Source organism: Acetobacter persici (assembly GCF_018256955.1).
GTDB lineage: Bacteria > Pseudomonadota > Alphaproteobacteria > Acetobacterales > Acetobacteraceae > Acetobacter > Acetobacter persici.
The window spans coordinates 342,238-355,600 of sequence record NZ_JAERKU010000003.1; the positions used below are offsets into that span (position 1 = coordinate 342,238).

The 13,363-nt window shown below is 58.4% G+C and carries 12 protein-coding genes; 1 reads left to right on the forward strand and 11 read right to left on the reverse strand.

All coding sequences use genetic code 11. The features are described 5' to 3' along the window. Positions 1-13 precede the first annotated feature (13 nt). The 11 genes from JK199_RS06050 to JK199_RS06100 form a co-directional block, all read right to left on the reverse strand. Positions 14-6,130 (reverse strand): coiled-coil domain-containing protein, encoded by a 6,117-nt coding sequence (locus JK199_RS06050; RefSeq protein ID WP_212374517.1) that lies wholly within the window; start codon positions 6,128-6,130, stop codon positions 14-16. Positions 6,131-6,136: 6 nt separating this feature from the next. Next, a complete protein-coding gene (locus JK199_RS06055) occupies positions 6,137-6,853 on the reverse strand; it encodes a hypothetical protein (protein WP_212374519.1) in 717 nt (238 codons plus the stop codon). After that, positions 6,853-7,149, reverse strand: a complete 297-nt coding sequence (locus JK199_RS16125) for a hypothetical protein (protein WP_244984921.1) — start codon at positions 7,147-7,149, stop codon at positions 6,853-6,855. Before JK199_RS16125 ends, JK199_RS06055 begins: the two co-directional genes overlap by 1 nt. Before the next feature lie 59 nt (positions 7,150-7,208). After that, positions 7,209-7,622 carry a hypothetical protein gene (locus JK199_RS06065; RefSeq protein WP_212374521.1) on the reverse strand — a complete coding sequence of 138 codons (414 nt, stop codon included), beginning with the start codon at positions 7,620-7,622 and terminating at the stop codon, positions 7,209-7,211. Positions 7,623-7,723: 101 nt separating this feature from the next. Further along, positions 7,724-8,962, reverse strand: coding sequence for a phage tail tube protein (locus tag JK199_RS06070; RefSeq protein WP_212374523.1), 1,239 nt, complete (start codon positions 8,960-8,962; stop codon positions 7,724-7,726). A 67-nt stretch (positions 8,963-9,029) separates the two neighbouring features. Next, the gene (locus JK199_RS06075) at positions 9,030-9,512 is read right to left on the reverse strand and encodes a hypothetical protein (protein WP_212374525.1); all 483 of its coding nucleotides are present in this window, start codon (positions 9,510-9,512) and stop codon (positions 9,030-9,032) included. Beyond that, positions 9,509-9,919 carry a hypothetical protein gene (locus tag JK199_RS06080; protein WP_212374527.1) on the reverse strand — a complete coding sequence of 137 codons (411 nt, stop codon included), beginning with the start codon at positions 9,917-9,919 and terminating at the stop codon, positions 9,509-9,511. Before JK199_RS06080 ends, JK199_RS06075 begins: the two co-directional genes overlap by 4 nt. Further along, on the reverse strand, positions 9,894-10,241 hold the full coding sequence (locus JK199_RS06085) for a hypothetical protein (protein ID WP_212374528.1): 348 nt from the start codon (positions 10,239-10,241) through the stop codon (positions 9,894-9,896). Before JK199_RS06085 ends, JK199_RS06080 begins: the two co-directional genes overlap by 26 nt. A 4-nt stretch (positions 10,242-10,245) precedes the next feature. Continuing rightward, positions 10,246-10,881: a head-tail connector protein gene (locus tag JK199_RS06090; protein ID WP_212374530.1), complete on the reverse strand. Its 636-nt coding sequence runs from the start codon at positions 10,879-10,881 to the stop codon at positions 10,246-10,248. 6 nt (positions 10,882-10,887) lie between these two features. Next, positions 10,888-12,129, reverse strand: coding sequence for a phage major capsid protein (locus JK199_RS06095; protein WP_212374532.1), 1,242 nt, complete (start codon positions 12,127-12,129; stop codon positions 10,888-10,890). Positions 12,130-12,162: 33 nt separating this feature from the next. Beyond that, a complete protein-coding gene (locus tag JK199_RS06100) occupies positions 12,163-12,894 on the reverse strand; it encodes a head maturation protease, ClpP-related (protein ID WP_212374534.1) in 732 nt (243 codons plus the stop codon). A 5-nt stretch (positions 12,895-12,899) separates the two neighbouring features. Here JK199_RS06100 and JK199_RS06105 point away from each other — a divergent pair, with 5 nt between their 5' ends. Beyond that, the gene (locus JK199_RS06105) at positions 12,900-13,361 is read left to right on the forward strand and encodes a hypothetical protein (protein ID WP_212374536.1); all 462 of its coding nucleotides are present in this window, start codon (positions 12,900-12,902) and stop codon (positions 13,359-13,361) included. The last annotated feature ends 2 nt before the right edge of the window (positions 13,362-13,363 follow it).

A 13,363-nucleotide genomic window follows, 5' to 3' on the forward strand; every position in this document is an offset into this window, starting at 1 on the left:
TTTTTTCCTAAAATCAGGCCGCAGCCTTGCTGTTCTGAAAGCGGATCTCGGACAGGAGCTGCCGGACGGCCGCCAGCAGAAGCTGCTGATTGCCTGCCAGCGTGGTTGTCTGGTCCTCAGTGATCTTGCGCATGGCATCCGCCGTCAGATCCCCCGTGCCGATATTGCCGAGGGCCTGCAGCATGGTCACGATCTGCTGGTAGTCAGTCGTGTAGCCAATGCCCCCGCCATTGAGCGATTTGCTCAGAGACAGGAAGGTCTGCATGTCACTCTGGATCGACCCCAGTGCTGTGCTGTTTCCCCCCAGTGCGGCCTGATAGTCTGCATGCAGATTATCATTGGCGGCCGCATACTTATCCGCAACCGACAGTGGCGATGCGTCAGACGTGCTCAGCCCTTTTGCATAATCCGTCAGACCGCTGAAGGTTGATGCAAGGGACTGGGTGGCCTGATCCTGTATCTGCTGCTGCTTTTCAGCGGCTTCCTGTGCCGCCTGCGCGGCTTTATCCGCAGCCTCTTTGGCGGCTTCAGCCTGTTTATCCGCTGCCTCCTGCGCTGCTTCCGCCGCCTTGTCCGCATAGGTTTTCTGGATAGCAATCCGTTCTGCCCCAAGCGTTTTTTCAAGATCGGCCATCTGGCTGGCGTAATCCTGATTGCTTGTGTAGGTCTCCCCGAGATAACTCTCCCAGTTATCCTGCATTTGCTGGATCTGCTGTGCGGCTGACACGTCAAAATTGACCAGATCCGCGTCTTCCTGATCCCCTTTTGCGGCCAGATAGCGGGCATTAACCGATGCATCAGCCTGAGAGAGCGACAGGTTTTCCCGCTGGATCGTCCTGGCGGCAATGGCGTCGCCCTTATCAAGGATGACCTGATAATCCAGCCCGTACGCCTTGGCCTGATCTGCCGCCTGCTTATATTGCTCCCTCAGATCCGCGACCTGACTGACAATGCTCTGCGACCCTGCATCCGTGATATCCAGCAGGGATTTAAAGCTGCCGATCATGCTTTGCAGCGCCGACGTGGACACTGTTTTGCCGTCAAACCCTGACAGCACCTTGCCGAGGTCACCGGTATAACCGGTGATGTGATCAACAGTTACATGAGTCTGATCATCAAATTTACTGACAGAGACGTGCAGGCTGTCCAGCGTTTCAGCAAGCTGCCTGATGGAAGCAATGGTCTGCGTATAGATTTCGACACTGTCGAAGCTTTTTGGCATGAGCTGCTGCAATGCCAGATTGGTATTGGCATCATCACTATGCAGCTTAACATCCGGAAGCAGATCCTGAAGGCTGGTTGTGCTGTGCTTTTTCCCTTTATGGTAATGCCCGACCTGACCGTAATCCCCGTCCACCACAGAGATGCCTGCATCCATGTAGGCGGCGTTGACGCTGGCCAGATCTGTATTGAGGCCGGAAGTCACATCGTCACCGGAATGCTTGCTGCGGTTTGCACCCGCGACAAGCTGACCGCCTGATGCGGAAACCGCATCGTAGGACCAGTGAGGCTTATTAAACAGGCCACCAATAATCCCGCCGATAGCACCAAGCACAGTACCACCGATCATGCCCCCGATTGGCCCCCCAAAAACGGTCCCGGCGACAGTGCCGATGCCGCTCCCGATAGCCGCACCAATCTTGCCGCCCTGACCGCCGCCCGTCAGGTTAGAGGCCATTTTGCCGACAGCGTAACCTGTCGTCATGCCACCAATTGCACCACCGGCCAGAGAGGCAGCACCCCCTACCGTTCCTGCCGCCTGCATGCCGCTACTGGTCATCAGACCGCCAGTCCCGCCAAACATTTGCGAGATCCCGCCAAATCCACCGGCCGCTGATTGCGGCACGGATGATCCGTTGACGCCAGACGCATAAGTTCCGCCGTCAAAATTCTGCAGGCCAGCAAGGCTTTCCGTCCTCTCCGTCTCGTTGGCACTGATGCCGGTGCCAGCAAAAGCTTTGGCAATGTCCGCCTCAGATACGCCAGAGGACGCCGTGGCCGCGGTAGACGTCTGAGAGCCTGACCCGGACAGGAGGCCGCTGATATCGGACAATGTGGTGCGGGACTGGCCATCAATCGCGTTGAGCATCGGGTTGATCAGCGCAAATTTAACCAGCAGAGACGCAATCTGCGTCTCCACACCCTTGAGCATGTTTTTGAAGGACATGCCGCTGGATGTGCCCTGCACAAACCCCTGTGTGATATCGCTGCTCAGTTCGTCCGCCATACCGGAGATGCTGCCAGTGACGTCCTGCAGGACCTGCTGCTGATGCTCGTATTCTGCCGAGGCCTGCGCGATCTGCGTTGTCAGCTCAACATAGTCCTGAGCCTCCTGCGGCAGGATTGCACCATACTGCCGGTGCATCTGGATTTCCGCCAGCATGCGCGCCAGCATGACCTGCCGGGCCTGAGCATTCATCCCCAGACTATCCGTCTCCGCCTGCACCATAGACAGGTTGTCCTGCAACCCGGCGTTCTGCTGGAGCTGCTGCGCCCGTTGCTGGGCATCGCTCAGGCTGTTGAGAGCCGTCACACGTTTATTGACGGCATCTGCAAACTGCTGGGAGTGCGGGTCAAAATTTTCCAAGGCCTCATTATAGGCCTGCTGATAGTTTGTGGCGTGCTGGATCTCCTGCGCAGATGCCCCTGCAACAGACGCAATGGCCTGCTGAGCCCGCGCCTGTCTCTGCACGGCAACGGTGCCATCATCATACGCAGCGGCCAGCTGACGCTGCCTTTCCTGCAGCGCCGCAGAAAGCGCCTTTTGATCAACCCCCGTACCTCTGGCCTCAGTTCCGAACTGAGCCACAACTTCGGCCATGCTGCGCCAGTATCCCGTCTGGGAATTCAGGCTTGAATCCTGATCCTTCAGCCCCTGCGTAATCTGCTCCTGCGGGCTGAGTGTATTAGCCAGAGCAATGCGGGCCGTGGTGATCCGCTCGGACGTTTCTTTCCATGCTTCAGACCCCTGCACCTGCGTCTGCTGGAGCTTCTGTTCTGACTGGATGTAGGATTCAATTTCCGTGCGGCTCTGGCTCCAGCTGCTGGAGCTATAACCGCCAGCATCATTGGCGGCCCCACCCGTCAGAGAGCGCTGGTCGTCAATAACGGCAGCAGATTTTGCATTATCATTCGCAGCACCTTCCGATTTTGGCGCAACATTGCTGTATGTCTGGTCCTGCCACTGTTTCCCGCTGCTCTCCGCCATGGCAATCATTTTCATGATGTTGGCGATACCGGGTGACGCACCGAGCTTTTCCGCCTCGGCATCAATGCGTCCGGAAATCACCGGCGGAAGCTGAGAAACAACCTGCTGACCCAGCTTGCTGACATAGGCATCCGCGTTTGCACTGCCGGGCGTAGCACCGCCATAGAGAGACAACGCGCTCCGGACATTTCCCGTCTGCTTCAGGAAATTCTGGAAGCGCGTAATCCCCTCATCAATATTTCCATCCAGCGTTGTGGGATCGTATTTGGATTTATAATCCGTGTTGATCTGCATCAGGCCAACCATCTGCGGATGGTCTTTGTTGACCGTCAGAGATGTCCCGGAGACATCCCCAGACGCGGAAACCGGCGTTGTGCCCGCTGCATATTTAAAATCACCCTGAGCATACTTGCCTTGCGTGAGATTAAGCAGATCCGTAACGCCCTCAACCAGATACTGACCAATGGCCAGAGACAGGTCTTTGATTTTATCCGTTGCAGGATCAGCAGCTTTTCTGAGGTTTTCCATCGCGCGCTGGAACGGTGTCAGGCTGTCCTCATACGCCCCTTTGGTGGCAGCCGTCAGCTTGCCCATTACCAGTGCATAAGCATCACCCTGCCGCCCGGCGGCCTGCAGGTTTTTAACCTGCTCCACCAGCGCCTGATCAACACCCGGAAGGTGCTGCTTATACAGCGCCTCGATCTCGGCGGCCGGATCTTCCATGGCGGTTTTAACCGCCTTCAGCCCATCCTCAAGAGACCCAAATACGGCGCCAATATCCCGCGCCATACCTGCGATGGACTGGATATCGGCTGACGTGCCGTTGAAATTATAGGTGCTGCCGATACTGATTGCGGCCGTGCGGGCAGTTTCATCCGTCCAGCCGGGCTGACTGCCCAGATCTTTGGATGCAGAGGTAATGGTGCTGGCCATAGCAACCGCATCCGTGCGCGTGGCCCGGAGCTGCTGGCTCAGCTTTGCCAGTTTTTCCGATTCACTTTCCGCATATTTCCCCATCTCATACAGAGCCAGACCACCGGCGGCACTTGCTGCAACCAGACCCGCCGGACCAAAAATAAATGAGCTGACGCGGGAGACAGACGCACCAAACCCGCCCATGACCTGCACCATGTTCGGCACCTGATAAAAGGCTGCCTGCATGGCACTTCCACCGGCCATGATCTGGTCGAAAAATTTATGGACCTCATCTGCCAGCTGGCCAACCTGATAAGACTCAAGCTTGACCAGACTGCCACCCTTGTTCTCTGCTTCCGTCAGAGTGTCGTTCGCCTGAGCGGTCTCCAGCAACGTGTCACGCTGTTTCTGGAGGACAGTCACCCGCTGCTGGGCATCCTGAAGGATGGCATTTTTGACAGAGCTGTCCATCTGGCTCTCAGGCACCGCATCAGCCTGCGCCCGCAGATCATCCAGACGGCTTTCAGCTGATGCGAGCTGAAGCAATGTGCGCGCCAGCTGGCTGCTGGAACGGGCCGTGCGCAACATGCTGGCAGCACTCCGGTCAGCCCCAGCCTGCAAGCCGGTAAAGGCAGACGCCTCGGCGCGTTCCAGATCCGCCATTTCGCCTGCAGTCAGTCCGGCCGCATTTTTGATGGCAGCCAGATCTGCCTGCATAGCCTGCGCCTGCGCGCCTGTGGACGAGACAGATGGAGCAGACACGGAAGCCGAAGAACTACCGGCCACCCCCGGAGCGCTGGCCTCAGACGCATTCAGGGCATCCTGTGCGGCCTTGAGCTGACGCACCCGGCTCTGCTGCTCCGTGAGGTCGGCAGACGTGCGCTGGATCTGCGCATCAATCTGCGCCAGGTCCTGCGTCAGTGTGGAGGTATCAAGACCACCAGCCATGGCTTTCTGGGCCTGATCCCGCAGGTTTTCCTGCAAGCTGCTCAGGCGCGTCAGCTCTGCGGTCAGAGAGGCGACGCGGGTGGTCGCACGAGTGCCCAGCGTGTCAAACGCCTCCACCGCACCGGCAGCGCCCTCTCTCAGCGTGCGGGTGGCAGCACCGGCCGATGTCTCCATGCCATCCAGTGCAGAGGATACTGCTCCAGCCTCGGTTCTGAGGCTGTCCAGCCCCTCGCTGATCTTATCAGTCTGGCGGCTGACATCCCCCATATCAGGCGTCTCGACGGTGACCGTGCTGCTGGCGCTCAGAGACAGGTCAGGCGTGCTGATACCCTCCATGGCCTTCTCCCCGGCCTGTGCCATCCGGGTGACGTCCTGTATCCCTTTTTCGGCTGCGTCAGAGACATCATGCAAAGCCGGCACAACCGCGTCTGCCGCCTCTTCCATTCCGTGCAGATGCTCAGAGACGCCTGAGAGAGCTGATGCCTGATCCTGCGTCTGTGCGATACCGGCGGCCGTGGCTGCGTTACTTTTGGTCTGCGCCTCGGTCTGCCCATCCAGAGCAGCCCGCAGGCCATTAAGGATGGCATTGCGTTCACCCAGCGCGCCGTTCCATGCGTCTTCTGAGACGGCAGCAGCGCGCAGGCGTGCCTGTACCTCTTCCAGCTCACCGGCAACACGGCCGATTTCCGCATCGACTTTTTCCAGCCCCTGCGTGGCCGCACTGGCATCCACACCCTCAGACAGCGCTTTCTGGGACTGAGTGCGCAGGGTCTCCTGCATGCCGCTCAGATGCGTCAGCTCTTTGGTCAGTTCGCTAACCCGCGCAGCTGCACGGGTGCCCAGATCGTCAAAGGACGTGACGGCACCGGCAGCACCCTCTGCCATTGTCTTTGTGGCCGCCCCACTGGCGTCGCCCATGCCGGACAGGACATCGGTCAGAGAGACGCCACGCGCCTCCACAGCCTCCAGATTGCGCAGCGCGCTGGCTGCACCGTCAGCAGTTTCGTCACGGGTGGTGACGATAACGTCCAGCTGTTCGACCTGTGTCTGCCCTGTCATGGGATTTTACCATTTCTCTGTCAGGATGAGGGTCGGGTAGAGCATCTGCTCACCTGCCTGCCGGTCTTTCCGGCGGCTGACATAGGCGGCATGTTTGCGGCCCCAGCCCTCTTTTTTGTTCCATGAAATTCCGGATGCGATACCTGCGCTCCGCAGGATGTAAGGCACGGGCTCGCCCCGTGCGTCCCGGCCGCCTTGCAGCGGCTTGAAGGCCCGCAAAGCCTTGACCCGCTTATAACGGCGCATCAGCGATTGCCGGACGGACTCCACAATGCGGGGCGGCACGCGGATCTGCTGGCCGCCCACCTCAATCTTGCGGGCATACGGCATGGTGTTGACGATCCAGACCTCTGATCCAGCCGGGATCTGAGCCGGGGATATTGTCCAGGCCTTCCCATCCACCAGCACGGACCAGCTATCGCGGAACGCGCCGCTGCTGACGGGGGAACGATTACGGCACTCAGCCAGTGCCCATGCTGTTGCCTGAGCAATCGTGCTGAAAATGTAGGTGACCGTGCCGCCATGCAACCGCACAGCTTCTTCCGGCTTGCTCAGACTGCCATCGACCCGGCGCACATACTCTGGCGCGGCTGCCCCTGATGCGATCAGGGCATCCCGCTCCTGCCGGATACGATTGCCAATCAGACCCTTGAACTGAGCGCCGTCCATCGTCCGGCTGACCATCAGCTGGATACGGGCATTGATCTTTTCAGCAATCGCCATCAGGAGACCTTTGCTTTAAATTTTGCAGCCCAGTGCTGAATGTAGATGCTGTCCATTGCCAGCAGGACACGATCAAGCAGAGCCATCTCGGACCAGGTCAGACCATGATGTTCTGCCCAGCGCAAAACGGCACTCCATGGAATCACTCCGGGGCGGCCCTCAATAACCGTCGCGCCCATGGGGATGCCGAAACCCTGCGTGACGTAGGGGCGCTCAGCAGAGAGCCGATGCCAGGCGCGCCAAATCCACTGCCATTCGGGCAGAGGATCAACACGGGCCTCTTCTGTGCCCTCCAACTCTGCCCAGAGGGTTTCGTCATACGATCCCCACTCAAGCCACCAGCCGAGCGCCGCTGTCAGTTTCCCGTTGCGTCCTCGGCCTGCTTGCCGGCCTCAGTCGTGACGAGACCAGCTGCTTCCCAGCAGGCACCCATCAGTTCACGATAATCCGGGTTCGGCAGAAGGTTTTTGAACTCTTCCACAGAGACCGCATGATGCTGCTCTTTGTCGTGAAAAAGCCCCCGCACATCCAGCACAAGGAACTCACACAGCAGTTCCGCATTGAGTTGACGGCGGACCGCATTGGGAATGGCAGAGACGTCACCGCGGTATTTTTCCGCGACTTTGCGCAGGCGGCGGTTCTGCGCATCAATAAACTGATCGGTGAAGCCACGGCTTTTGATTTCAAGGCCGGGGTATTTGTCGATTTTCTTCCACTCACCATCGTTGATTGCGGCGCTGTCAGTTTTGAGATCTGCGAGAGTGGCCATGTTGACCTCCATGAAAAAAGGCCGCTCAGAGGCGGCCATGTGGGTGATGTCGATTTTTCCCACCAAAAAGTAGGCGGGCAATCAGGGTGTTATGGCGTCACTCAGTTACTGACGCGCGTAATGGTAAACGTGCCACCGCCGGGCACCGGATTTGCCGTAATGGAGACAGTTGCCACCACTGTCTGGTTTTTCCCGGAAATAGGGGTTTTCGGGTTGCGGATAATGCCGTTGAGCACTGCAAACTGGTAGCCCACGCCATCACTGCCCTGCACACCAACTGTGACCGGACCAGTTTTACTGGCTGCCCAGTCTGTAAACTGTTTGTAGTCACGGAACAGGTAGGTGATTTCCATCGCGGCCTTGAAGCTGCCAAAACGCACACCGCAGGCCCCGACATGGCCCATACCGGTGTCCTGACCCGAGCCATCCCGTGAGAGTGTAATGGTGGCAGACTGGATGCAGCCAGACGGCGCATTGCCGAAAATGGAGCAGCCAAGAAATCCTTCCACGGTATTAATCAGCGGTGTAGCTGTGCGCGGCGTGACTGATGCGGCATTATCCGTATCTGAGAGCGTCAGATCAGAGCCCACCAGATCAATACTGATGGCAGCAGGCTGTCCCTTTTGCAGGGAGATCTGCACCTGGTTGATCATTGTCCCGGTATACAGTTCCCACTTACCGGAAAGCGGCTTACGGAAGGTAAAGGTTTTCCCGATTTTCCCGTTTGTGATCCCGTTAAAGATCATCGTCGCATTTTTTGATGCAACTGTGTCTTTTGTGAGCGCATTAGTCCATTGCGGCATGACATTCAGCATAGAATTATCAACGCTGCTGACAAAATACCGGGCTGAGGCATTGTTAATACCATTCCCCGGATCATTAATAATTATAATGCCGGACGGTGGTAAGTTGCTGCCTAATGCCGTTGTTCCCCACAACTTGATGCCCCAGCTCCCATCGGAGTTTCCGAGAATTTCCGGGAAATACTGAAAGGTTATACTGGAACTGACATCTCCGCTTGAGGTGAGAGAGACAGAACTCCAGTCAGAGGTCATCACAGCCGCCAGCATATCCTCAAACGTGCCCACAGAAAGGATGCCGTTAATGCTGCCCTGTGTGGTCCGGCCGTTAAGGACCGACTGTGCCATTTCCGGAATATCATTGATTTCGTCCGGCTGGCTTTCCGTCTCATTGACCGCCAGTGAGCAATCCGTATAGCGGATAGCCTGATACGCCCCGGTCGGAGGCTGGTTGTAGGTTGTTTCCAGCGCATAATCGACCGTGGTGGTGTTGGTTTCGGCACCGGCTGCGTAACCGGTGGTAGCGCCTGTGTAGGCCATACGGCCCTCCATAAAAAAAGGCCGCTCAGTGCGGCCTGTGAAAACAGATGAAGAAGGGAGAGGCGCGTTAGCCTGCCAGCGTGGCAGAGCCTCCGGAGCTGACGGTGGAACCGCTACCAGAGGTTGTTCCTGCGGCCGATGTGGTGCCGCTGCTGGATGCCGGTGCTGGTGTTGTGGCCGGAGCAGGTTTTGCTCCCTGTGGGATCAGGCCAAGCCGATATCCGAAGAACCGCTCCAGAGAGAGGGTCATGCCGCTGGCGTCCGCGCCAAATGAACCAAACACCTGTCCGCTGGGGGCAAATGTGCCTGTCGGGCCTGCGGGCTCGGCCAGCACATCATACATCTGGCCAGTTTCTCCGGTAGCAGGCGGCAGGCTATCGGGCAGACCGGCAACGGCCTTGTAGGGCCAGACGCCAGTGCGGCAGCCTGCCGGGGCAGTTTTTGCGGCAATAGCGACAGCAGCAGAGGTGCTGGCAGCGTCAATCTCGACAGTGCCAAGCTGGTAGGTGCCCGATCCGGGCGAAATTTCATAAAGAGCGAAGAATTTCATGTGAGGATATCCTGATACTGGTAGTCAATACCGAGGGAAAATCGGATACGGTTGCCCGCCTGATTGAGGTCTGGCGGGTCAAAACTGTGCTCGTGGTAGTAGAGGCCGGGCGGCAGGTTAGTGGCTGCCCGGAAGGCATTGGACATGGCCTTGCGGCTGGTCAGCGCCGGGAGTGAGCCGGTGCCCTTGGGTACCATCAGGTGCAACCAGACGGTGCCGTCCTCCACGTTGACTGGCTCACCGGCCCCCGCACGGTCAGACGTGCTGGAGGCGGTTTCCAGCACCCAGAACGGCCCGGCAGGCACGTCCTGATTCTGAGCGGCCTGATCCAGCACCCGTGTGCCGTCTGCCTGAGCAGCGGCCGTGGCACGGGTCCAAGCGTCAGACCAGACTGCCGGTGTCGTCATGGCTCTCGCCTCCTGCTGCAATGAGTGTCCAGCCGCAGAGGGTCGGCCCGTCATAAACGGGCGTTGCGTCTGTCAGCGTGTAGGTTTTAGGGCCGTCCTGCACCTGATCGTCCTTGGCGGGGTGGCCGTAGGACGCCAGCGCATCTGCCATGACCTGACAGACAAAAGGGGCAGACCCCATGCCGTTGACGATCTGGGAGGCCTGCGCAGGCGGAGCATAGCCCCGCATGGTCACGCCACCCGACTGGCCCGGCCGCCGAATGGTCATAGGGCGGCCCTTGGCGTTGATCTGGCGGCGGCGCGCCTGAATGATCCAGCCCATGCTCTCACCCCCTGAACGGTGCCAGCATGTCCGCAGCACTCTGCGGCATGCCACCGGTTCCGGACGCCGTTGCCCAACTGGTCGAACCGACACCCTGCACGCTTTCCGATTTCAGGTTTGGATCTCGGTCTCCCGCTGCCCATAGCGCTGAGGCTGTCAGGATCACCGCCCGGCTGATGACAGGCGGCAGCGTGCCAGCCTGCACGGTACCGTCTGCTGCAACTGAGGGCGGCACATATCCGGCTTCATATGTCAGGGCATATTCCCCGAACTTCCAGTGGTGCCACCCTGCATAAGAACAGGACAGCAGACCCGCCTTGCGATCAATGACGAGGCCCTTGATCTGGTCTGCGGTCCAGTCCGTGCCGTTGCGTGTCAGGCTCTGGATCGAAAGAAGCGGACGAGCAGAGAGAACAATCTGCTTCAGCCTGTCCGGCCGTTCGATCACAATCTCTTCCGTCCACAGGCCGGAAAGGATGGGCTGGCCGATATAGGCCAGCGCCATACTGGAGGCATCCAGCAGGAGGCGCGTCAGGCGCGCATCGCTGCTGTCATCCATGATACTCAGATCCGCCTTGAGGTCCGCCAGCAGGGCCAGCGGGACCGCATCGGCAGGACCATCAAGAGCGAGGCTGATCATGGATTATCAGCCCCCTGCTTTGGCAGCCATGACCAGCTTTTTGAGGGGCGCGGCTGCCGTCGGCAGGCCACCACCAAAGCGCGCATAGCCGAAGTACCCAGTCTGGAGATAATCCGCATACCGCTCATTCAGGCGCACCACGGAAACCTGCTTCACCATGCGGAACTTGTAGTTCTTGAGGTTGCCGAACAGGATGGGCGTGGCACCGGCGGCAATGTCCGGCATGCTCTCATTGACCGTAACAGGATACCCGGCAAACGTGTCCGGCATCCCGGTGACAAGGCTGGGCACCCACAGCGGGCGGCCGATCTGGTCTTTCAGCAGGTGCAGGGCCTTGGTGGTGTTATCGTTCATCATGAACGTGGCCCCGGTGCGGTAGGCGCGGTCCACGCTGTGAATCAGCTCTACAAAATCATCATAGATCAGATCCGAACCTTTGGAGGTGGGGCCTGCGGCGGCACCGGTCAGAACGCCCTGCGGCATGCCGACGCCGGTTCCGGTTGTCAGGTCATCCGCCAGAGTGCGGCCAAAGGCGGTGGCAATGGCGTTACGAATGAAGCCGTCCAGATCCATGAAGCTGTCCTGAAACAGCGTCCACGGCACCAGAATGGCGTCGGTCGCATACAGGAAGGCTTTCAGGCTGACCTGCCCGAACTGCATATCGCCCGTACTGATCTGCTGGTTTTCGCCAATGATTTTGGCGCGGCGGGCCGTATCATCATTGGTCGGCCACGGCAGATCCGCACCGGTGCTGGTTTCGATCATGTCGAACAGATTGAGCGCCGTGAAATAGTCCTTCAGCGCAACAAGCAGTTGCCCGGCAAAGGCAGGCGGAACGAGGTATCCACCACCGGGGCCTGTTGCGGTGCCCATATCGCCCGCATTCTGAAAACTGGCCTGATAGGCCTGCACACGGCGCATGGCAAAAGCGCGGTCTTCCCCGCTCAGAGCCTCAATGCCGCCCCGCAGCCACGCGACAAACACGCGCTCCTGCTGACGTTCTTCGCTTTCCTGCTGATCCGCGCTGACGCCACCTGCTTCTGCACGGGCCGCAATGCCTTCAGCCAGCGTTCTGGCGGCGTTGTCCGCCTGCTCCATGCGGGTGATCTGGTCCATGATCTGGCTGGCTTCACCCATCATGGCATCAAACTGGGTGACCTGTTCGGCCGTCATGCTCTCGCCGTTGGTCAGGGCGCGTGCGTCTTCAATCAGCTTCGCCCGTTTGGCGCGCAGTTCCTTAGATGTCATCAAATTGTCTCCGGTGAGGGAATGAAAGAGGCGTCAGCCTTCGGCTTCGGCCAGTCGGAGCGTGCGGCGGCGGGCCGCAATGTCCGGAACGGAAAGAGTGTTTGTGGGCGGCTGCGGCTGGTGTTCAAAAACCCCAGCTTTCAGCGTGGGAGCAGCCTTGTTCTGGCTGGCAGGCAGGATGGTGTCGATAAACCCGGCATCCTTCGCTTCCTGTGCCGTAAACCACGTTTCGGCATCCATCATCTGGGCGATGGCATCCGTCCCCTGCCCTGTTTTCTGGGCGTAGAGGCTGGCAAGCTGCCCGTCGATTTTGGTCAGGACGCCTGCCGTGTCCGTCATGTCGCCTTTGTTGCCGACCACGACGCCCCATGCGTTATGGATCATCAGGAAGGCGTTGGGGGCCATGCTGATGGTGTTTCCTGCCAGCGCAAGGAAGGAGGCTGCCGAGGCCGCCAGCCCATCCACAACGACAGTCACCGGGCCATCATGCTGGTTGAGGGCGGAGAACATCGCCAGCCCATCAAACACATCCCCGCCGGGGCTGTTGATGCGGAGCGTAAGCGGCCCGGGCCCGGCTGTGGCCAGAGCCTGCGTGAAGGCTTTGGCGGTGACGCCCCACAGCCCGATTTCATCATACAGCAGGAGTTCTGCTGGCTGACTGGCGGCCCGCGGCCGCACGTCCAGCGTTTGCGCCAGCCCGGTCTGGGCGTACGCCAAAAGCGCACGGCTGGAAAACCGTGCGCCCTGTGCATTGTAGCGATACATGCAGGATGTCCTATTTTTCGGCTTGTGTGGTTAAACTTTTAGATTTGCAAAACACCTATGCAAATTTAGTAAGAAAAAATTATCTTAAATATGCGAGAAAATTGGTGTTCTGTTTTTTTGAAAGTAAAATCATGAGACGCAATAAGGATCCGTTAAGCATTAATGCAAACCTCCTGAATCCCGGAACAAAATATGTAATGAAAATTTGGCCAAAAGAGTATATGTCAGATGGTCCAAAAAAAATAACAACTATTACTTTTATTAATTACTTAGACAAAACCACATCAAATCCATGCGATCCATTTAAAATGGAAGATTTGGTAGCCCATGATAACAGAGTTTGTGTGGTTAAAAACTACAAAAATGAACTGATTACTCTAGGTGTGCAAGATAGCCATTCAATATGGGTAACAAACGATGGTGACCGTGTGACATTCAACAAGCTGCCCGCCGTAACAACTCCCTGACG

What these genes read in the sequence shown, in the direction of transcription:
- JK199_RS06050 (WP_212374517.1), bottom strand. Translation starts at nt 6,130, where the DNA reads ATGACAGGGCAGACACAGGTCGAACAGCTGGACGTTATCGTCACCACC.
- JK199_RS06055 (WP_212374519.1), bottom strand. Translation starts at nt 6,853, where the DNA reads ATGGCGATTGCTGAAAAGATCAATGCCCGTATCCAGCTGATGGTCAGC.
- JK199_RS06065 (WP_212374521.1), bottom strand. Translation starts at nt 7,622, where the DNA reads ATGGCCACTCTCGCAGATCTCAAAACTGACAGCGCCGCAATCAACGAT.
- JK199_RS06070 (WP_212374523.1), bottom strand. Translation starts at nt 8,962, where the DNA reads ATGGCCTACACAGGCGCTACCACCGGTTACGCAGCCGGTGCCGAAACC.
- JK199_RS06075 (WP_212374525.1), bottom strand. Translation starts at nt 9,512, where the DNA reads ATGAAATTCTTCGCTCTTTATGAAATTTCGCCCGGATCGGGCACCTAC.
- JK199_RS06080 (WP_212374527.1), bottom strand. Translation starts at nt 9,919, where the DNA reads ATGACGACACCGGCAGTCTGGTCTGACGCTTGGACCCGTGCCACGGCC.
- JK199_RS06085 (WP_212374528.1), bottom strand. Translation starts at nt 10,241, where the DNA reads ATGGGCTGGATCATTCAGGCGCGCCGCCGCCAGATCAACGCCAAGGGC.
- JK199_RS06090 (WP_212374530.1), bottom strand. Translation starts at nt 10,881, where the DNA reads ATGATCAGCCTCGCTCTTGATGGTCCTGCCGATGCGGTCCCGCTGGCC.
- JK199_RS06095 (WP_212374532.1), bottom strand. Translation starts at nt 12,129, where the DNA reads ATGACATCTAAGGAACTGCGCGCCAAACGGGCGAAGCTGATTGAAGAC.
- JK199_RS06100 (WP_212374534.1), bottom strand. Translation starts at nt 12,894, where the DNA reads ATGTATCGCTACAATGCACAGGGCGCACGGTTTTCCAGCCGTGCGCTT.
- JK199_RS06105 (WP_212374536.1), top strand. Translation starts at nt 12,900, where the DNA reads ATGTCCTATTTTTCGGCTTGTGTGGTTAAACTTTTAGATTTGCAAAAC.